Here is an 18,490-nt window from a genome sequence, read left to right as displayed (position 1 = left end):
ACTGCGTGTCAGCAAGCTCGTCAATCCCCTGTGCGTGACTTGTTGACGCGGCGTCTACCGCGTGTGAATCTGCGAGGCATGCCGACCTTCGACCTGTACGCCGAGGAACCGGAAGAGTCCGTGTGGCAGGTGCCGGCGAGCGGCGCGGCCCGTTTCAACTGGGAATATGACGACGGCCGTGACCGGCTGCTGGCCCTCTACCAGAAGGGCAAGGACAAGCAGTGGGACGGCCAGAGGCGGATCGACTGGGAGCTGGAGGTGGATCCTTACGATCCGCTGGGGACTCCCGACGAGGCGATGTCCCTGTACGGGACCAGGCACTGGGCGAAGATGACGGAGAAGGACAAGGGGGAGCTGAGGCTGCACTACGCCTCGTGGCAGTTCAGCCAGTTTCTGCACGGTGAGCAGGGCGCGATGATCTGTGCCGCGCGGATCGTCGAGTCCGTGCCTGATCTGGACGCGAAGTTCTACTCGGCGACCCAGACGATGGACGAGGCCCGGCACGCCGAGATCTACGGCCGGTTCCTGCACGAGAAGGTCGGGCTGCTGTACCCGATCAACGACAACCTCCAAGCCCTGCTCGGTGACACGCTGCGCGACTCGCGCTGGGACATGCCGTATCTGGGCATGCAGGTGCTGATCGAGGGCCTGGCGCTGGCCGCCTTCGGCATGATCAGGGATACGACGGACAAGCCGCTGCCCAAGCAGATCCTCGCGTACGTCATGCAGGACGAGGCCCGGCACGTGGCCTTCGGGCGGATGGCGCTCAGGGACTATTACCGGCAGCTCACGGACGCCGAGCTGAGGGAACGCGAGGAGTTCGTCATCGAGGGCTGCTACCTCATGCGCGACCGGCTGCGCGGCGTGGAGGTGCTGGAGAACTTCGGCATCCCGAAGGCCGAGGCCGAGGCATGCAGCGAGCAGTCCGAGTTCCTCGCCCTGTTCCGCAAACTCCTCTTCAGCCGCATCGTCCCCTGCGTCAAGGACATCGGCCTGTGGGGCAAACGCCTCCAGCAGGCCTACGTCGACATGGGCGTCCTGGACATGGGCGACTCCAACCTCGACCTGCTGATGTCCCAGGACGAGGAGATCGCCGAGAAGCTGGACGCCGAGCGGTTCGCGGTGGAGGAGCGGGAGCGGGTCGCGGAGGTGGAGGGGGCGATCGAGGCCGGTCAGCGACTCGATGGCTGATCACTCGTTCGACGGGCGAATCGGCATATTCCCCTGGGTACGCTGGCTGTGCCAGGCAGACTCCGGCACATGGGAGCGATCATGAGCGCCGCGCGTGACTACGGGCTGGACGACGACTACGAGTGGCCTCGTCCGCCCGAGGGCGGCTGGACGGCGGACGACCTCGACGAGCTTCCCAACCTGCCTCCGCACACGGAGCTGATCGACGGGAGTCTTGTCTTCGTGAGTCCGCAGACCCGTTTCCACGCACTGGCCATGCTGCTGCTGGTGTACGGCCTTCGGGAGCATGCTCCGGATGAGCTGGACGTCATCCATGAGATGACCATCAGGCTCAGCAAGCGAAATCGACCGGAGCCCGACGTGCTGGTGATTCGCGCGGACGCCCATGCCGATCCGAAGCAGACCTGGTATCGGCCGGAAGACGTCGTCATCGCCGTCGAGATCGTCTCGGAGGAGTCGGAGGACCGGGACCGGGAGGTGAAACCACGGAAGTACGCTCGGGCGGGCATTCCGCACTACTGGCGCGTCGAGGAGAGCGAGGGACTCCCCGTGGTCTACGTCTATGAACTCGACCCGGCAACCCAGGCCTACGGCCTGACCGGCATCTTCCACGACAAGCTCGAACTCACCGTCCCCTTCCCCCTCGACATCGACCTCACCGCCATCGACCGCCGCCGCTAGACCGAGCAGCCCAGCCCCTCCGGTACCTCGCCCAGCAGGGGCGTCGCCCCCTGGGGCGGGTACGACGTCCGCAGGGTGAAGGCGTACGGGGTCGGGCCGTGGGTGCGGAGGTGGAGGAGGCGGGATTCGGCCTCGGCCACGGTCGGGCGGTGGCCCGCCGGGACCCACCACATCGCCACCATCGCCTCCTGGACCCGCTCGAACCACTCGCGGCGGCGGGCGAGCATCTCCCGGTGCCTGCCCTGGTACATGAACGCCGTGAGCGCGTCCGTGTCCCGCCACACCGACATGTTGATGATCAGCCAGGAGTCACCGAAGACGGCCACGTCCGTCGCGTCGCCGGAGTCGCCCTGCAACCGCCACACGAAACCCTCGGCGGTGTCGGCGTCCGCGTTCACGGGGTCCAGGGCGTCGACGAAGTCCTTCAACTCCGGGGAATCCAGCGGGGCCTTGAGACGGGCGATGTTGACCTGGGCGAGTTCGAAGGCGGCGGCATCAGTCATGACCGAACGGTAGGTCGGCAGCCTGCTCCCGCGGTAGGGCCGTCTCAGGAACCGGGCAGCCGGTCCCGGGACTTCAGTGCCGCCTCCATCACCGCCCGCGCGATCGGCGCCGCGTCGCCGCCCCCGCTGATGTCCCCGCGGTCGGCGTCAGCGTCCTCCACGACCACCGCGACCGCCACCCGCGGCTGCAGATCGCGATCGCCCTGCGCCCAGGAGACGAACCAGGCGTACGGCGTGCCGGAGTTGCCGATGCCGTGCTGGGCGGTGCCGGTCTTGCCGCCCACGACGGCACCGCGGATCGCGGCGTTGCGTCCGGTGCCGCCCTTGACCACGCCCCGCATGAGCCCGCGCAGCCGCGCCGCGGTCGCGGGGGACATCGCCTGGCGGATCGAGCGCGAGCCGGCGGTCGCGAGGGTGCTGCCGCCCGGCCGGGTCGTGCGCTCCACCAGATAGGGCTCCCGCACCTGTCCGCCGTTCGCCACGGCCGCCGCCACCATCGCCATCTGCAGCGGGGTGGCGCGGGTGTTGTACTGGCCGATCGACGACAGCGCGAGCTGTGCCTTGTCGAGCGAGGTGTCGAAGGTGGACCGCGCCACCGCGAAGGGGACCCGCAGCGCCGTGTCGTTGAAGCCGAAGGCCCGGGCCGCCGCCGACATGCCCGGCACGCCCACCTCCACGCCCAGCTGCGCGAACACCGTGTTGCAGGAGAAGACGAACGCCTCGCGCACGGAGGCGTCCGCGCAGCCCTTCGCGTAGTTCGACAGACGCGTCCTCGTACTGGGCAGCCGATAGGGGTCGGGGGAGTCGGTCGGCTTGTCGAGGTCCGGGATCAGGCCTGCGTCCAGCGCGGCGGCCAAGGTGACGATCTTGAAGGTCGAACCCGGCGGATACGTCTGCCGTACCGCCCGGTTGAGCATCGGCCGGTCCCGGTCGGCGTTCAGCCGCTTCCAGGCCCGGGCCGCCGCGGCTCCGTTCCCGGACAGCGGCTGGGGGTCGTAGGACGGGGCGGACACCAGGGCCAGGATCCGGCCGGTCGACGGCTCCAGGGCCGCCACCGCGCCCTTGCGCCCGGCGAGCCCCCGGTACGCCGCCCGTTGTGCCGCCGGGGCGAGTGTCGTCACGACGTCCCCGCCGGCGTTGCGCGCACGCGTGAAGTCGTTCCACAGCGGGAACGGCGCGAGCATCGGGTGCGAGCCGGACAGGACGCCGTCCTCGGTGTGCTCCAGGAGCGTCGTGCCGTACAGCTGGGAGGCGAAGCCGGTGACCGGCGCGTACATCGGGCCGTCGGCGTAGGTCCGTTCGTAGCGCAGATGCTCGCGGGTGTCCTGCGAGCCGGTGATCGGCCGGTCGCCGACCAGGATGTCGCCGCGCGGCTGCTCGTAACGGGCGATCTCCGGGCGGCGGTTGGCGGGGTGGCCGTCGTACAGCGGGGCCTGGACGACCTGGACGCGGGCGGCGTTCAGCAGCAGGGCCACCAGCAGCAGGGCGCAGAAGAGGCCGGCGTGCCGGATGTGCCGGGTCATGGGGTCTCCTGCCCGTCGTGCTGACGCCGGGCCGAGTCGCTCACCCGGACCAGCAGCGCCACGATCGCCCAGTTGGTGACCACCGACGAGCCGCCCTGCGCCAGGAACGGCATCGCCATGCCGGTCAGCGGGATCAGGCCGGTCACCCCGCCCGCGATCACGAACACCTGGAGCGCCACGAGCGAGGCGAGCCCCACCGCGAGCAGCCGCCCGAAGGGCTCGCGCAGCGCGAGGCCCGCCCGGTAGCCGCGCTCCACCAGCAGGCCGTAGAGGACGAAGATGGCCGAGAGGCCCGCCAGGCCCAGTTCCTCGCCCGCCGTGGCCAGGATGAAGTCCGATTTCACGGCGAAGCCGATGAGGACCGAGTGGCCGAGCCCCAGGCCCGTGCCGAGGAAGCCGCCCTCCGCGAAGGCGAACAGGGACTGGGCGAGCTGGTTCGGCCCCTCGCCCGCCTCGACCGAGGCGAACGGATGCAGCCACGTCTCGATCCTGCTGTGCACATGCGGCTCGAGCCGGCCGACGGCTGCCGCGCCCAGCGCCGCCAGCAGCAGTCCGACGGCGATCCAGCCGGTGCGGCCCGTGGCGACGTAGAGGAGGACGACGAACAGGCCGAAGAAGAGCAGCGACGTACCGAGGTCCCGCTCCAGGATCAGCACGCCGACGCTCACCAGCCAGACGGCGACGATCGGGCCGAGCACCCGGCCGGTGGGGAACTGGAACTTCCAGACGCGGCGGCCGGTGTACGCGAGGGCGTTGCGGTTCGCGGCCAGGTACGCGGCGAAGAACACCGCCAGCAGCACCTTCGCGAACTCGCCCGGCTGGATCGAGAACCCGGCGATCCGGATCCAGATGCGGGCCCCGTTCACCGCCGGGAACAGGATCGGCAGGGTGAGCAGGACGAGCACGGCGACGACACAGACGTAGGTGTAGCGCTGGAGCACCCGGTGGTCGCGCAGCAGCAGGACGACCAGGATGAACAGCGTCACGCCCAGCGTCGACCACACCAGTTGGGCCGGTGCCGCCCGGTCGCCCGGCGTCTCCAGGTCGAGCCGGTAGATGAGCACCAGGCCGAGCCCGTTGAGCAGCACGCCGATGGGGAGGAGGAGGGGGTCGGCGTGCGGGGCCCGCAGCCGCACCGCCATATGCGCCAGCAGCGCGAGCACGCCGAGCCCGGCGCCGTAGCCGGCGGCACCGGGCGGGAGGGTGCCGCGCTGGGCGAGGCCCACCGCGCAGTAGCCGTACACGGACAGCAGTACGGCCACGACGATGAGGGCGAGCTCGATGCCACGGCGCCGGGGGAGGGGGCGGACGGCGGGCGCGGGCGGGTCCGCCGTCGCCACGGTGATTCCGGCCTTGCTCATGTCCGGAACCTACCCAAACGGTGCGTCTTGTGTGTGTTTGGGTGACCGAGTGTCAGCACCAGCGTGGGGCGGGGCCGATGTTGTCGATGAAGCGGGCCGAGCCCCAGGCCCAGGTGCCGTCCGCCAGGAGGTACCAGAGCGGATTGCCCTGCACGGTCTGGCCGGGGGCCTTGCAGAAGATCTTGACGATGTCGCCCCGGTGGGCGAACCGGATGATCCGCGAGCCGCGGTTCGGGGCGCTGCGCAGCGCCAGCGTGTCGGCTGTGACGATGCCTCGGAAGAAGCGTCGGTCGTCGTCGTGGCGGTGGTGTCCGTCGCCGCCCATGGTGCCGGCGCCCATCGTGGTGTCACCCGTCGTGTCCCACTCGTCGTCCGCGACGGCGGGCGTCACGGCGGCAGCGGCGGCGAGGAGTGCGGCGACGGTGGCTATGGAGAGGCGGGAGCGCAGAGACATGGGGAGTACCTCCATGTGGGGGCGGAAGGGCCGAAGCTGACTAATCGCCACATTAGGAGCGCCCCCTGGGGCCCGCCCGTCACAGTGGGCCATAGGAGGAGCGCCCTCGCGTTGTCACTCCACCGCCAGTGCCAGCGTCGCCACCGCCCCACCGTCCGGCGCGTTCGCGAACCCCAGCCGCGCGCCCAGCACCTCGGCCTGCCCCAGCGCGATGGTCAGCCCCAGCCCGTGCCCCCGGGTCCCGCCCTCCGTACGGAACCGCTGCGGACCGTGCGCCACCAGATACTCCGGAAAACCGTCCCCGTGATCACGAACCGTCACCACCGGCCCGTCCACGGTCAGTACGACCGGCCCCCGGCCGTGCTTGTGCGCGTTGGCCACGAGATTCCCGAGCACCCGCTCCAGCCGCCGCCGGTCCGTCTCCACGGACACATCCCGTACGACCCTGACCTCCGTGCCGTTCCCCGCGGCCCGCACCGCCCGCTCGGCCAGCGGCCCCAACCGCTCCGTGTCCAGCTCCAGCAGCTCCCGCCCGGTGTCCAGCCGGGAGATCTCCAGCAGGTCCTCGGTGAGCGTGCGCAGTGCCGCGACCCGGTCCCGCACCAGCTCCGTCGGGCGGCCCGGCGGCAGCAGCTCGGCGGCCGCGTGCAGCCCGGTCAGCGGCGTGCGCAGCTCATGGGCCACGTCCGCCGTGAACCGCTGCTCGGCCAGCAGTTTGCCCTGGAGCGACGACGCCATGGAGTCCAGCGCGGCGGCGACCGCGGCCACCTCGTCCGGTGGCCGCGCCGGAGTCTTCGTACGCGGATCGGTCCGGGGGTCGTTCACGCGCGCGTCCAGGTCGCCCGCGCTGATCCGCCGGGCCACCCGCGCCGTGGTGTGCAGCCGCCGTGTCACCCGCGTCACCGCGAACGCGCCGACCAGCAGCGTCGCCCCGATCGCCAGGCCCGACGACCACAGGATCGCCCGGTCCAGGCCCGCGATGGTCCGTGCCTGCTGCGAGTAGTCCACCGCCACGGCCAGGGCCCGTCCGCCGTCGGCCGGCCCCGCCGCCCACATGGTGGGGCGCCCCTCGCGGTCGGCCACCATCGTGCCCCGGTCACCGGACACCGCGAGGTCCCGCAGCTTCCGGGGCAGCTCCGGGGGATCCATCGCGGCGCCCCGCCGCAGCGGGTCCCCGGCCTCGTACCGCTCCGTCGCCTGCTCCAGCCGCTGCAACGCCTGGTCGCGGGCCTGGCCGACGGTCTGGTCGGTCACCTGCACATGCACCAGGACGCCGAGCAGGGCGGCCAGCGCGCAGCACATCACCGTGATGAAGGCGGCGGCCTTCACGGCGAGCGTCCCCGACCACTGGGGGAGCGTGGGTCTCATCCGGTGCTCGCCAAGGGGGAGGCGGACGGGTGGCGGGAGTGCTTCCGCGGGCCGGTGCGCAGCATCTCGTCGTGAGTGAGGAGCATGGCCCGCTGGTCCCGGTCCCAGGTCCACTGGAGGCGGTACTCGTACCCCGCCACCTCGGACGGCGAGCGGATGACCAGGGAACGCCCGGCCAGCTCCACACCGCTCAGCGCGTCCTCCCACGACATCACCTGCACCAGCCGGTGCTTCTCCACGGTGTAGACGCGCACCGCGGTCGTCTTGCCGGGCAGCAGCCGGAAGCCCAGCGTCAGATCGTCCCGGCCGTCGCCGGTCAGGTCCCGGTAGTACGGCTTGAGGACCGGGCACCTTCCGTGCCCGGGGCCCTTGCCGCAGCCGGTCATACGGCCGGCCGTGTCGCGGTACGGCGCCTTGCCGCCCTCGTAGTCTCCCGGGCTCGCGGCGATCTCGGCCCGGACGACGTCGACCGGGTCCACGCCGTGGATGTCGTCACCGGCGGGGACCTTGACGCCCTTGACCACTTCGGTGTTCACCTCGCCGATCTCGAAGGCCGGGCTGGACGCGGGCGTCTGCTCCGGCCAGAGCCGGGCCGGCCCGACCGCCGTCGGCGTCGACCCGGCACCCTCGAGCCCACCGGCGTCCCCGCAGCCCGCGGCGGTCGCCAGCAGGAAGGCGACGAGCACGGCGCGGCGGGCGATGACGGCGCGGCGGGCGGCTCGACCGGGTCGGCAGAGGGCTTGACCGGGTCGGCTTCCGGGAAGGCCTCCGGGACGGCTGAGGGGCACTGCACTCCTGCGGTTCGAGGGTGATCACGCGGCTCGGGCACGACCCCGCCGGCCCCGTACACCTTATTCGCGCGGAAGTCCCATTTGCGCGCGAGGGAGCCCGTTTGCCGCCGCACCGGCCGGGTGTTGTCCTGGTTCTGTGCCGTTCTACTCGGTGAGTTCCTCCAGCAGCCGGGCGGTGGCCAGCCCGGCCCGCAGGTACTCGACGAACAGCTCGTTGTGCAGCGCCCAGGGCGAGCGGCGGTCCCGGATCAGCCGGATCGCCGTCTCGGCGGAGTCGCCCCGGCGCATCAGCGCGTGCGCGACGACAAGTCCCGAGCGGTTGTACCCGTGGTAACAGCGAACGAGGACCCTGCGGCCCTCGTCCAGTGCCTCGCACGCCGCCTCGGCCAGTCGGATCACCCCGGCGAGCTGCGTCCCGTCGAGCGGCCCGTCGGGAATGGGCCAGACGTGATGCCGGACGCCCGGATCGGGGCCGTGTCCGGGCAGCCGCAGCAGCGTCTGCACGAGGTCGAACTCGTCCCGTACGACGACGAACTCCGGATGGCCCAGGGTGCCCGAGTACTCGTGGCCGCCCATCCACAGTCCGGGGACCACCTCGCTCCACGGGCTCTCCGGAGCCGGCACATCGGGTTTCCTGCGGGTACGCAACAAAGCCTCCCCACCATCACCGCCCGGGGGCCTGCCCAACTCCTCTCAAAGGTAGCCGGGTTCTTGCCCCCGCAGCACCCCGCCTGTTCCCATGGTCGGGGGTGATGGTGCATGGACGGACTGCGCGTCATACCGGCCCGGCGACACGGCCAGGAACGGCTGTATGTCTGCCTCCCGGACGGCAGGAACATCGCCTGGTACGACCGTGAGGCGGCCCGGGTCAACCTGCTCGGCGCGGACCGCGAGGACGACGTGCTCCGGGCCCTCGGGCCCTTCGTCACCGGCCCGGTGACGGTGGGGCCGCCCCCGGTGCCGACCCCCGCCGAACTCGCCCGCCTGGCACTCCACCCCGACGACGACCTGGCCCCCAACCGCCCCGGCGAGGCCCTCGTCGTCGCTCTGGACCGCGAACCCGGCCCGGCCCACCGGCTCCGCCCCGACCCGCGCCGCCGGGCCCTGGCGGCCGAACAGGCCGTCGGGGACGCCCTGGACCGCCTGGACGGCGCGGGCTGGCACGCCCTGCACTCCGTCCCGCTCCCCGGCGGCGGCCGCATCCACCATCTGCTGATCGGCCCCGGCGGGCTGTACGCCGTACACAGCCTGTACGCGCGCAAGCACCGCGTGACGGTCGCCGACCCCATGGTCACCCTGGGCCGCCGCGAACCGCACCCCCTGCTCCGTCGCGTCCGCACCGACGCTGACCGCGCCTCCTACGCCCTGACGGCGGAGGTCCACCCCGTACTCGCCCTGCTGGGCCCCACGACCGTGTCGCTCCCGACGGCCCCACGCGAACTCCGCGTCCTGACGGACACGGACATCCCGGCCCTGGCCGCCCAGGGCGCCGTCCTGAAACCGGCGGACGTGGAGGCCCTGCACGCGATGGCCCGGGACCGGAGGACTTGGTCGAGGGTGTGAGGCCGTGCGGGCAAGGGCCGTGCGGACAGGCCTGAAGCTCCGGGGGCTACGGCAGCGACCCGGCCCGCTCCGGATCCAGTAGCGGAGCCAGCAGATCGCCCTGTTCCCGCACCCGTCCCGCGAGATCCCGCGCGTCGAAGTCCAGCCGGGCGGGCGCCTCGCACTGCTCGATCTCCTCCCAGGTCACCGGGGCAGAGACGGTCGGCTCGGGGCGGGCCCGGAGGGTGTAGGGGGTCGCCGTGGTCTTGCGCGCGGCGTTCTGGCTCCAGTCGACGAAGACCTTCCCGGAGCGCAGACTCCGGGTCATCCGGTGGAGGGCCAGGCGTGGCATGGCCTTCTCCGCCTCGACCGCCAGCTCCTTGGCGTACTCGGACACCCGCTCGGAGGAGGCCCCGCGCACGGCGGCGAGCAGATGCAGCCCCTTCGAGCCGGAGGTCTTGGCGTAGGCCTCGATGCCGTCGTCCGCGAGCCGTTCCCGCAGCCACAGCGCGACCTCGCAGCACTGCACGATGCTCGCCGGCGCCCCCGGATCGAGGTCGAAGACGATCCGGTCGGCCTCGTCCGGGGTGTCGACGAGCCACTGGTGGGTGTGGAACTCGGTGACGAGGTTGGCCGCCCACATCAGGCTCGGCAGGTCCTGCACCAGGACCATCCGCGAGGGCCCCTCGACCCGGGGCACCTCGGCGGTGGTGACCCACTCGGGCGTACCCGGCGGCACGTTCTTGGTGAAGAAGACCTGTCCGTCCGGCCCGTCCGGATACCGCAGGAAGGACACCGCCCGGTCCCGCAGATGGGGCAGCAGGACCTCGGCGACGGTCGCGTAGTAGTGCAGCACCTCGCCCTTGGTGAAGCCGGTGGCGGGATACAGCACCTTCTCCAGATTGCTGAGCGCGAGCCGTCGCCCCTCCACCACTGTGATAGGCGCCATACGATAAGAATCCCACGCGAACCAGGACGAACACTCCCGAGAGTGACCGGAAGGGTGCTGCACGTGAGATCCATCTGGAACGGCGCCATCTCGTTCGGGCTGGTCAGCATCCCGATCAAGCTGGTGAACGCCACCGAGAGCCACTCGATCTCCTTCCGCCAGATCCACACCGAGGACGGCGGCCGCGTCCGTTACCGCAAGTTCTGCGAGCTGGAGGACCGCGAGGTCACCCAGGCGGAGATCGGCAAGGGCTACGAGGACGCGGACGGCACGATCATCCCGATCACCGAGGAGGACCTCTCCAGCCTGCCCATCCCCACGGCCAAGACGATCGAGATCGTCGCCTTCGTCCCGGGCGACCGGATCGATCCGCTCCAGATGGACGCCGCCTACTACCTTCAGGCGAGCGGCGCCCCGGCGGCGAAGCCGTACACCCTCCTCCGCGAGGCCCTGAAGCGCAGCAACAAGGTGGCGATCGCGAAGTTCGCCCTGCGCGGCCGGGAACGCCTGGGCATGCTCCGGGTGGTCGGCGAGGCCATCGCGATGCACGGCCTGCTGTGGCCGGACGAGGTCCGCGCCCCCGAGGGCCTGGCCCCCGACACGAACGTCACGGTCCGCGACCAGGAACTGGACCTGGCGGACGCCCTGATGGACACCCTGGGCGAGGTCGACCTGGAGGACCTGCGCGACGAGTACCGCGAGGCCGTGGAGGAGGTCATCGCCGCGAAGGCCGCCGGCGAGACCCCGCGCCAGGCCCCGGAACCGGCGACGGGCGGCAAGGTCCTGGACCTGATGGCGGCCCTGGAGAGCAGCGTCCGCGCGGCCCGCGAGTCCCGAGGCGAGGAGGCCGACGACCACGCCGAGGTCAAGCCCCTCCCGCAGCGCAAGACGGCCCGCGCGGCCCCCAAGCAGACCGGCGGCAAGAAGTCCACCTCGACGGCGAAGAAGACGACGGCCAAGAAGACGGCAGCGGCCAAGAAGTCCACGGCGAAGTCGGGGCAGTCGGGCCAGGCCGCGAAAAAGACGGCGGCGAAGAGCACCGCGAAGAAGACCACGGCGAAGAAGTCGGCCTCACGCAAGCGCACGGCCTGACCACCTCAGGGCGCGTACGCGATGGCAGGCCGCGGCGGCGTCCGCATACCCGCTCCGAGGAAGTAGTCGACGTGGTGGGACTGCATGTACCCCTTGAACGTCATGGCGTTCCGGTAGGCGGGGTTGTGGGCCAGGGTGTACAGCCGGTGGCTCGTCGGCTGGTTCGTGGTGAAGATGATCAGCTCGTCGTAGGACGCGTTGGTGTACACGGCCTCCTCGCGCCAGTCGCCGAGAATGTCGCCGACGAGGGTGGGACCGCCCTGGGCGGCCTTGACCGCCCCGTGGTTCCAGGTGCTGACCAGCCGGGGCAGGCTGCCGCTCGGCACCGGGCGGGCCGGATCCCACTTCTCGATCTTGCCGTCGTTGAGCAGTTCCATGGTGAGGTCCCCGTCCCACCACAGGCCCAGTTGCGGCCAGGGGCGCAGCGAGCTGTCCGGCTCGGTGAGCCGGTTCGTGGACGCGTTGTACAGGCCGGAGAAGGACCAGACCTCCATACCGGCGAAACGCGGGTCGACGTCGCCCGCCATACCGCGCCCCACGTCGCCGGGGCCGCCGCCGTGCCGCCAGATCACGTTGCCGTTCGCGGCGTCGTAGTAGTACTCCAGCAGCCCGCTGGGGTTGTCCTGCTGCACGCCGTAGCCCTCCAGGCCCGGACGACCGGGGTCCAGGTCGGCGATGTGGAAGCGGTCGCCGTGGATGATGCCCTGGGGCGCCATGGAGTAGCGCAGTGAGCCGTTCCCGTTGAGGACGAACCCGATCTCGGCGACCTCGTCCGTCCCGTCGCCGTCGACGTCGACGGCACGGGTGTTGTGCCCGTCGGGCGCGTCCTGGCCGCCGCGCTGCCACGTCCACTGGCGGTCCAGTGAGTCACCGTCGAACTTCCAGGCGCCCATCATCAGGTTGAAGGCCCCGTCGTCGCGCCGGTTCTTCATGTAGGCGACCAGGCTGGGCGTAGTGCCGTTGAGATACGCCACTCCGAGGCGCGCGGCCATCGGGCCGTCGGCCAGATAGGTCGTCGGTACGGCGGACCAGTTGCGGAGCGCCCCGGTCCGGCCGTCGAGCACGGCCATGAACTGGCGCGCGTCGTTCTCGTGCGTCCAGGTCGTCCCATCGCCGAACCTGACCCCGTCGGCGACCCGCAGGGCGACCTCCGCGCGGCCGTCGCTGTCGAAGTCGTAGACCGTGACGCCGTCCCAGTGGCCCACGTCGATCGCGGACGACCCCGGCTCGATGTTGTCCTGGTTCCGGCTGTTCGGCCCCAGATCGACCTCCCACAGGAAGTCGCCGTCGCCGCTGTACGCCTCCAGCTTCTGCGGGGAGGTCTGCCGGTCGACGACGTAGTCGTACTCGCCGTCGCCGTCGAGGTCGCCGGCCCACACGAACTTCACCGCGCCACCGGACCGTAACGGCACCCGCACCACGGGTTCCACGGCGTGGCCGGCCGTCAGCGCGAAGGCACCGCTGGGCGCCTGTTCCTGGCCGCCGACGACCGGGGTCACGCGGTAGCTGTTGGCACGCGTCAGATCGGCCGTGGTGTCGGTGTAGTTCGTCCCGCCGGTCAGCACACCGGAGTTGAGCCTGACGTACGCGCCGCCGGCCGTGGACCGGTACACGTTGAACCCGATGCCCTCCGGGTCGAGCCCCAGCAGCCGCCAGGAGACGAGGACCTGGTCACTGCCGGCCCGCACCGCCACGACCCCGCGGCCGAGGTTCTCCATCACACGTGCGGCCTTCACCGACGGGGCGGGACTCGCACCGGCGACGGTGAGCGTGGCGCAGACGGCCAGGACTGTCGCGGTAATTCTCATGCGCATGACAACTCTGCCTCCTTCGTGTTCCGTGGTCGAGCGCGGGGTTAAGCGCTTACACAGCCGTGATGGAAGCACTGGCCTGAGGGCCCGTCAATACTGGCGGACAGGGGAGATGGCCAACCGTAAACGCTTACAGCCCGGACGCTGCTGTGCCTTTCGGGGCGCCACGCGCGCGACGCCCCGAAAGGGGAACCGAGCCGAGAGGAACTGAAGAGGGGAAGAGCCGACCTCTCTCAGGCCACCCGCCGCTGCCCCTCCTGCTCGGGCTCGCCCTCCTCCTCGTCCGGCAGATGTACGTCGTCGACGGCGATGTTGACCTCCACGACCTCCAGGCCGGTCATCCGCTCCACCGCGTTGATGACATTGGTCCGGACATCCGAGGCGGTGTCGGCGATGGCCGCGCCGTACTCGACGACGAGGTCGAGATCGACGGCGGCCTGACGCTCGCCGACCTCCACCTTCACGCCCTGGGTGACCCCACTGCCCCCACCGGGCACCCGCTGGCGCACGGCCCCGAAGGCCCTGGTCATCCCTCCGCCGAGGTTGTGCACCTCCGGTATCTCCCGGGCGGCCATACCCGCGATCTTCGCCACGACCGTGTCCGCGATCGCCGTGCTGCCACGGGCATCAGGGGAAGTGCCGCTCCCCCTGCCGCCCTGGGACGCGGTGGCCCCGTCCTGCTTTCCGGTCCTGGTACCGGGAGCGGTGTTCCTGCGCTGAGTGGTCTCTGTCATGACCGTCACCTCGATGACTGGGTGCGGGGGTATGAGCAGCGTCGTTCCTATCCACGGTAGAACAACGGTGTGTATGGGGCGAAAGTGCTGGAAATACCCACGGCGGTACACGCGTGACCGGCCCGCGACAACGAGAAGAGCGGGACCTAGTAGTGCTGGGTCCCGCTCCTCTTCTCAGGCATCTACGCTGCTCAACCGCATGATCATGTTGGCTGAAGTGAAGTGCCCCCGGCAGGATTCGAACCTGCGCACACGGCTCCGGAGTGATTGTGCCGATCGGGCCTCCTGCACCCTCTGACCTGCGACGAACATTGACAGGAACCTCACTCGCCACGGGCGCGTGTCGGAGGTGTGTCGGAGCATACGAGCTGTGGCGTTCTAGGTGACCCGATGCGCCATGCCTGGAGACAGTCGTTCGGAGGGCGGAGGGCTGCTCTTTGCAGGTACCTGACGTAGAGGGCCGCTGTTTGTCGGCCCTCATCAGGTGGCTGCTTGGAGGGCAGCCGGCGGCCGGTCGGCGACACCCTGGGAGGGGTAGGAAGGTTCAAGCCGTCATTGGGTGGATGCCTCAATCCCGATGCCCAGTTGCTGCCACTGCTCGACGCGATCCCGCCGGTCTGTGGCAGCCTCGGCCGCCCGCGCCGCAGTGCGGACTCGCTGTTCGCCGACCGCAGATACGACCAAGAAACTTACCGCGACGAGGTCCGAGCCTGTGAGATCGTGCCGATCATCGCCCGTCGCGGCACGCGGCATGGCACCGGACTGGGTGCCTCCAGGTGGGGGGGGGCGAGCGGACATTCGCCTGGCTCCACGGCTTTCGCCATTTGCGGATCCGCTGGGAACGGCGAACCGACATCCACGAGGCGTTCCTCAAACTCGCCTGCTGCCTGACCACCCTCCGGCAACTCAGCTCACTCGCGTTGACGGTTGTCAGGGCTGCGCCTGCTTCAGCAGTCCCTTGACGGACACTTCCGAGTTAACAGAGACCCAGCCGAGGCCGTACCTCTCTTCCTCTCTCTCGACTTCGTCCATGTCCAGTCCGTCATATATGTCGTAGATCGACTCGCTCTTCTTCTCTTCCTTGAAGTTGAACGAGGAGATAAAGGCTTCCGTCCCCTCTTCCGGCGACCAGAAAGCCGCCACATACCGCGGCTTGCGCGTCAGGTTGATCAAGTTGTCGTTGTAGCGCACTCTGCCGTGGTGTATGACGTGCTCACCGCAGTCGTCGGGTGGGCAGTAGTATCTCCCTTCCGACTCAAGCCAGGAGAGCTTTTCGTACCCGAATTCTTCGTCTATCTTCCCGCGGTCCTGCCTAAGGGCGGCGAACTCAAGAACGGCGTCCAGCGTCTCATATTTGGTATCCTTGGGGAGCGTGATCACCTTCTCTATCTTGAATTCTTCCCCGGGGTCCAGTGTCCAACCTGGGGTCATGAACTGCCCGGATGAAACGATCTCATCTTCGACCTGACTCTCGAAGGCCTCTGCCTCCGGGGCCCACCCTGTCTCCTTGCCGCTTTTCCATTCCGTCATTCCCTGGCCTGACTCGGAGAATTCGGCCAAGCGTCCCCAGACCGTGTAGTCGTCGACGACGATGTAGGCTGGGATCCCTCCGGTATTCTTCGTGTAAAGTTTTAGGGGGACGTGAATATAGGGCGAATCGGCGTCCGTCTGTGGTGTCCCAAATTCCGCCTTCATGACGAAGTGTCGGGGGGCTACAATGGGTCGATAGAGAATCGAATAACCCAGGCTGATGGCTGAAAGGAGCGCTGTGACAGTAACCCCTGCCGCGAACTTCCTGGGGTGCGGTATCCCTCTCCATACTCTTTCGTGAATAAGAGTTCTGAGGGCCCAGGCTGACCAGAGCCACAAGGCGAGAAAGAGCAGGAAAGCGGCTATGAATTCTCGCTCCTGCAGCCACAGGAAGAGAAGTAGCGTCGTGGTGGCGAGCGTCATGAGCGTGCCGAGAAGGACCAGTGCTCCGGAGAACCTGAACTGCTGGCGGCCCCAGTAGTCGACGACCGCAGGCAACGCGAGGCCTTGAACTGCGCCTGCCAACAGAAACACAACACCGACCAGGCGTTGAGCGAAGGTCAGTGCTCCCCGGGCGTCCGCCCAGCCGAGTACGACGTGCAGAGCCAACGCCCCGAGCAGCCCCATGAGCATGAGGGCGACGACCGCACGCCGTCTCCAGCCCCCGTCGTCGGGCCAGACGCTGCTATCGCCACCGCGCCAGTAGACGCACGTGAGGTCTTCGAGGTCCATGTCGTCGGGGTAGCCGAGGCGACGGAGTACCTTCCGCAATTCGCGGAGGGACCAGGCGCTGCCCACCGTCTTGCCGCAGATGGTGATCCGTCGCAGACCGCGCCCGTTAGGTGGCTCGACGACCACCCAAGGTCTTATGCCCATGGGACCAGGCTCGGCATCCCACCCGCCATGTGCACGCCGAGCTGCTGCGTTCGGCTGAATCAGAGATCTTGGGTCACGGGACTCCAGGCCGTGGGCAGACTGCGAAGCCGAACCGAACGCTCAACTCCCGTCCCGGACAGGGCCAGTAGGGCCGATCCACCTCATTGTGTTATGCGTTGTAAGTACGTGGACGCAGGGGATGCAATCCTGGAGCTGGCAATGGCGGCCACGACGTGCCCATCTCCGTTGCAGGCGGCTGATCTCTCGGAACGCGGCACGGACGCGCCGGCCGAGATAGCACCCCTGCCGGACGCCCACGCAGGTCGGCCGGCAGGGCTACTCCTTCGACGTCAAGCTGTGGAAGGTGTCCCGGACCGGACGCAAATCCCGCCCGTGGCGTCTCCGATGGGTGGTCGCAGGGCAGGTGCACGGTGACACGTTCAACACGTCGGCTCGACGGCCAGGAGGAAGTCGCCAATGCTCGCTTAGCTCTGGCGCTGCGGGCGGACGGAGACGAGTAGCCGACCTCTGACTTGTGGCGCGGGGAAGGGAGTGTGCCGTCTCCGCGCCACCCGCTGCTGCCTTATCTGCTCCTACGATCGGACTGACGGCAGCCCGCGCGCGCCGTCTCGCTTCGCCCCGTCGAGGCGCGCCTCACGCAAGTCGGCACCGGTGAAATCTGCGTTCACGAGGACGGCGTCGCGGAGATCAACTCCTTCAAGACGGGCATTGATGAATTTTGCGCCGGTGAGATCAGCTCCGCGCAGGTTTGCCCCTGAGAGATTGGCCTTGGTGAAATCGGTGTAGTCCCGCTTAGGGTCACTGGCGCTGACGCCCCAAACTTCAGTATCGGAACGGAAGTCCCTCATGGCTTTAGAGAGATTCGCCTCCCTGAGATCTGCGCCGAAAAAACGTGTCCCGTAAAGACTCGTTAAGGTAAGGCTAGCTTTCCTTAGATCGGCTTTTGAGAGGTCTGTTCCTAGTAGGCTACAGAAGTCGAGTTCGGCATTCCGGAGGGTCGATCCCCGCGGGGATGCCACAACGAAGCTTGCACCAGTGAGGTGGGCTCGGTCCAGGTCAGAGTCTATAAGGTTTGCGCCGATGAGTTCCGCGTAAGTGAGGTCTGCTCCTGTCAGGTCCGCTCCATCGAGTTCCGCATAGGCCAGAACTGACTCGGACAGCGCAGCGTTCCTCAACGGCGGGCGTACCATGCTCACGCCCGTGAGGTGCGTATTGGGTAATTCCACGATGGTGGTCCCGTCGAGGCCGGGAGGTCTGCCGCCCAGCACGGCCATTGCTGCCCGAATGTCGGTCGATGCATTCGCCGTCAGATCCTCATCCTTGGGAGTCACGGGTATCGCTGCATGGTCACGCACGTAGGCTGATAGCACCGACACGATGGTGGGTTGGTCCCGGCTTGAGTCCTGCATAATTCGCTGCAAGGCGTAAATGCCGCCCAGTCGTATATCAAGGGACTTGGATCCCAGATTTCCAATCGCGGCATTGAAACGGTTCGTGATCTGCCCCTCTTCCGCGATGCGGAGTTCTTTATTCGCCTGGCCCACCGCCACCCACGTGAACAGCAGCGCTGCGACCGCGGCGAGGCCGGGAAGTGTAGAGGCGACCAGGGTCAGTACCTGTAAACGGTCGGAGCTGGCCGCGTAATTCGCGCGTCGGCGTCGAAGCCGGCTCCGGCCGTGAACCTGCCCGGCAGCATGGCGCCGTGCCAAGCGGCGAAGCCGCTCGTCGCCATGGTTGCCGTTCACATTTCCATGACACCTGATCGGTCCCCACGCCGCACCGTTTCGGCACCCAAACGGCTACTCACGACGAAGCGCTTCCCGGCGGGCGTCAGGCAGGGGCTCGCTGTAGCCCGCCCGCCGCTATCGAGATACCTCATGCTTCCGGCGTGGCAGCCGTGGCATCAGCCGACATCGCGCCGAACAGTTGCTTAATCCCACCGTCTGACACACGGGAGGGTGTGTCGGAGGTGTGTCGCGACCACTGGGAGACAACGAGAGAGGGCGGGAGTCAGTGAGACTGACTCCCGCCCTCTTCTGTCGGCATCCGCCCAGGTCTCGAAT

The 18,490-nt window shown here is 68.9% G+C and carries 16 protein-coding genes and 1 pseudogene; 5 read left to right on the top strand and 12 right to left on the bottom strand.

Going from position 1 to position 18,490, the window contains the following annotated elements:
* Positions 1 to 78 precede the first annotated feature (78 nt).
* Together ACFT32_RS35320 and ACFT32_RS35315 are read left to right on the top strand one after the other, a co-directional pair.
* Positions 79 to 1,191, top strand: a complete 1,113-nt coding sequence (locus ACFT32_RS35320; RefSeq protein ID WP_382497388.1) for a ferritin-like domain-containing protein — start codon at positions 79 to 81, stop codon at positions 1,189 to 1,191.
* Between the two features lie 81 nt (positions 1,192 to 1,272).
* Positions 1,273 to 1,872: a Uma2 family endonuclease gene (locus ACFT32_RS35315; RefSeq protein WP_382497386.1), complete on the top strand. Its 600-nt coding sequence runs from the start codon at positions 1,273 to 1,275 to the stop codon at positions 1,870 to 1,872.
* On the opposite strand, the gene ACFT32_RS35310 is transcribed toward ACFT32_RS35315, so the two are convergent.
* The 7 genes from ACFT32_RS35310 to ACFT32_RS35280 form a co-directional block, all read right to left on the bottom strand.
* Positions 1,869 to 2,375, bottom strand: a complete 507-nt coding sequence (locus ACFT32_RS35310) for a DUF3291 domain-containing protein (RefSeq protein ID WP_382497385.1) — start codon at positions 2,373 to 2,375, stop codon at positions 1,869 to 1,871. The genes ACFT32_RS35315 and ACFT32_RS35310 overlap by 4 nt on opposite strands.
* 44 nt (positions 2,376 to 2,419) lie before the next feature.
* Positions 2,420 to 3,898, bottom strand: a complete 1,479-nt coding sequence (locus ACFT32_RS35305; protein ID WP_382497383.1) for a penicillin-binding transpeptidase domain-containing protein — start codon at positions 3,896 to 3,898, stop codon at positions 2,420 to 2,422.
* On the bottom strand, positions 3,895 to 5,259 hold the full coding sequence (locus ACFT32_RS35300; protein ID WP_382497381.1) for an FtsW/RodA/SpoVE family cell cycle protein: 1,365 nt from the start codon (positions 5,257 to 5,259) through the stop codon (positions 3,895 to 3,897). The genes ACFT32_RS35305 and ACFT32_RS35300 overlap by 4 nt, the downstream gene beginning before the upstream one ends.
* A gap of 52 nt (positions 5,260 to 5,311) precedes the next feature.
* Positions 5,312 to 5,713, bottom strand: a complete 402-nt coding sequence (locus ACFT32_RS35295; protein ID WP_382497380.1) for an SH3 domain-containing protein — start codon at positions 5,711 to 5,713, stop codon at positions 5,312 to 5,314.
* A gap of 114 nt (positions 5,714 to 5,827) precedes the next feature.
* Positions 5,828 to 7,081, bottom strand: coding sequence for an ATP-binding protein (locus ACFT32_RS35290; RefSeq protein ID WP_382497378.1), 1,254 nt, complete (start codon positions 7,079 to 7,081; stop codon positions 5,828 to 5,830).
* The gene (locus ACFT32_RS35285) at positions 7,078 to 7,767 is read right to left on the bottom strand and encodes a hypothetical protein (protein ID WP_382497376.1); all 690 of its coding nucleotides are present in this window, start codon (positions 7,765 to 7,767) and stop codon (positions 7,078 to 7,080) included. The genes ACFT32_RS35290 and ACFT32_RS35285 overlap by 4 nt, the downstream gene beginning before the upstream one ends.
* A gap of 249 nt (positions 7,768 to 8,016) precedes the next feature.
* Positions 8,017 to 8,520, bottom strand: coding sequence for a dual specificity protein phosphatase family protein (locus ACFT32_RS35280; protein WP_382497374.1), 504 nt, complete (start codon positions 8,518 to 8,520; stop codon positions 8,017 to 8,019).
* Between the two features lie 111 nt (positions 8,521 to 8,631).
* Here ACFT32_RS35280 and ACFT32_RS35275 point away from each other — a divergent pair, with 111 nt between their 5' ends.
* A complete protein-coding gene (locus tag ACFT32_RS35275) occupies positions 8,632 to 9,435 on the top strand; it encodes a nuclease-related domain-containing protein (protein ID WP_382497372.1) in 804 nt (267 codons plus the stop codon).
* Between the two features lie 46 nt (positions 9,436 to 9,481).
* Here the strand turns inward: ACFT32_RS35275 and ligD are convergent, their stop codons facing one another.
* Positions 9,482 to 10,363 (bottom strand): non-homologous end-joining DNA ligase, encoded by an 882-nt coding sequence (ligD, locus tag ACFT32_RS35270; protein WP_382497370.1) that lies wholly within the window; start codon positions 10,361 to 10,363, stop codon positions 9,482 to 9,484.
* A 54-nt stretch (positions 10,364 to 10,417) separates the two neighbouring features.
* On the opposite strand from ligD, the gene ACFT32_RS35265 reads away from it, so the two are divergent.
* Positions 10,418 to 11,455 (top strand): Ku protein, encoded by a 1,038-nt coding sequence (locus ACFT32_RS35265; protein ID WP_382497441.1) that lies wholly within the window; start codon positions 10,418 to 10,420, stop codon positions 11,453 to 11,455.
* Between the two features lie 5 nt (positions 11,456 to 11,460).
* Here the strand turns inward: ACFT32_RS35265 and ACFT32_RS35260 are convergent, their stop codons facing one another.
* Entirely contained in the window at positions 11,461 to 13,269 is a 1,809-nt protein-coding gene (locus ACFT32_RS35260) for a hypothetical protein (protein WP_382497368.1), read from the bottom strand.
* 230 nt (positions 13,270 to 13,499) lie between these two features.
* Complete coding sequence (locus ACFT32_RS35255; protein ID WP_382497366.1) at positions 13,500 to 14,000, bottom strand: Asp23/Gls24 family envelope stress response protein; 501 nt, start codon at positions 13,998 to 14,000, stop codon at positions 13,500 to 13,502.
* Positions 14,001 to 14,558: 558 nt separating this feature from the next.
* Between ACFT32_RS35255 and ACFT32_RS35250 the strand changes: the two are divergent.
* Positions 14,559 to 14,962: pseudogene (locus tag ACFT32_RS35250) on the top strand (transposase); the annotation flags it as partial.
* On the opposite strand, the gene ACFT32_RS35245 reads toward ACFT32_RS35250, so the two are convergent.
* Together ACFT32_RS35245 and ACFT32_RS35240 are read right to left on the bottom strand one after the other, a co-directional pair.
* Positions 14,931 to 16,262, bottom strand: coding sequence for a hypothetical protein (locus ACFT32_RS35245; protein WP_382497364.1), 1,332 nt, complete (start codon positions 16,260 to 16,262; stop codon positions 14,931 to 14,933). The pseudogene ACFT32_RS35250 and the gene ACFT32_RS35245 overlap by 32 nt on opposite strands.
* 737 nt (positions 16,263 to 16,999) lie before the next feature.
* Positions 17,000 to 18,172 (bottom strand): pentapeptide repeat-containing protein, encoded by a 1,173-nt coding sequence (locus tag ACFT32_RS35240; RefSeq protein ID WP_382497362.1) that lies wholly within the window; start codon positions 18,170 to 18,172, stop codon positions 17,000 to 17,002.
* Positions 18,173 to 18,490 lie beyond the last annotated feature (318 nt).

This window comes from Streptomyces sp. NPDC057002 (genome assembly GCF_042673825.1).
Lineage (GTDB): Bacteria > Actinomycetota > Actinomycetes > Streptomycetales > Streptomycetaceae > Streptomyces.
This window is presented reverse-complemented; position numbering and strand designations above follow the sequence as displayed.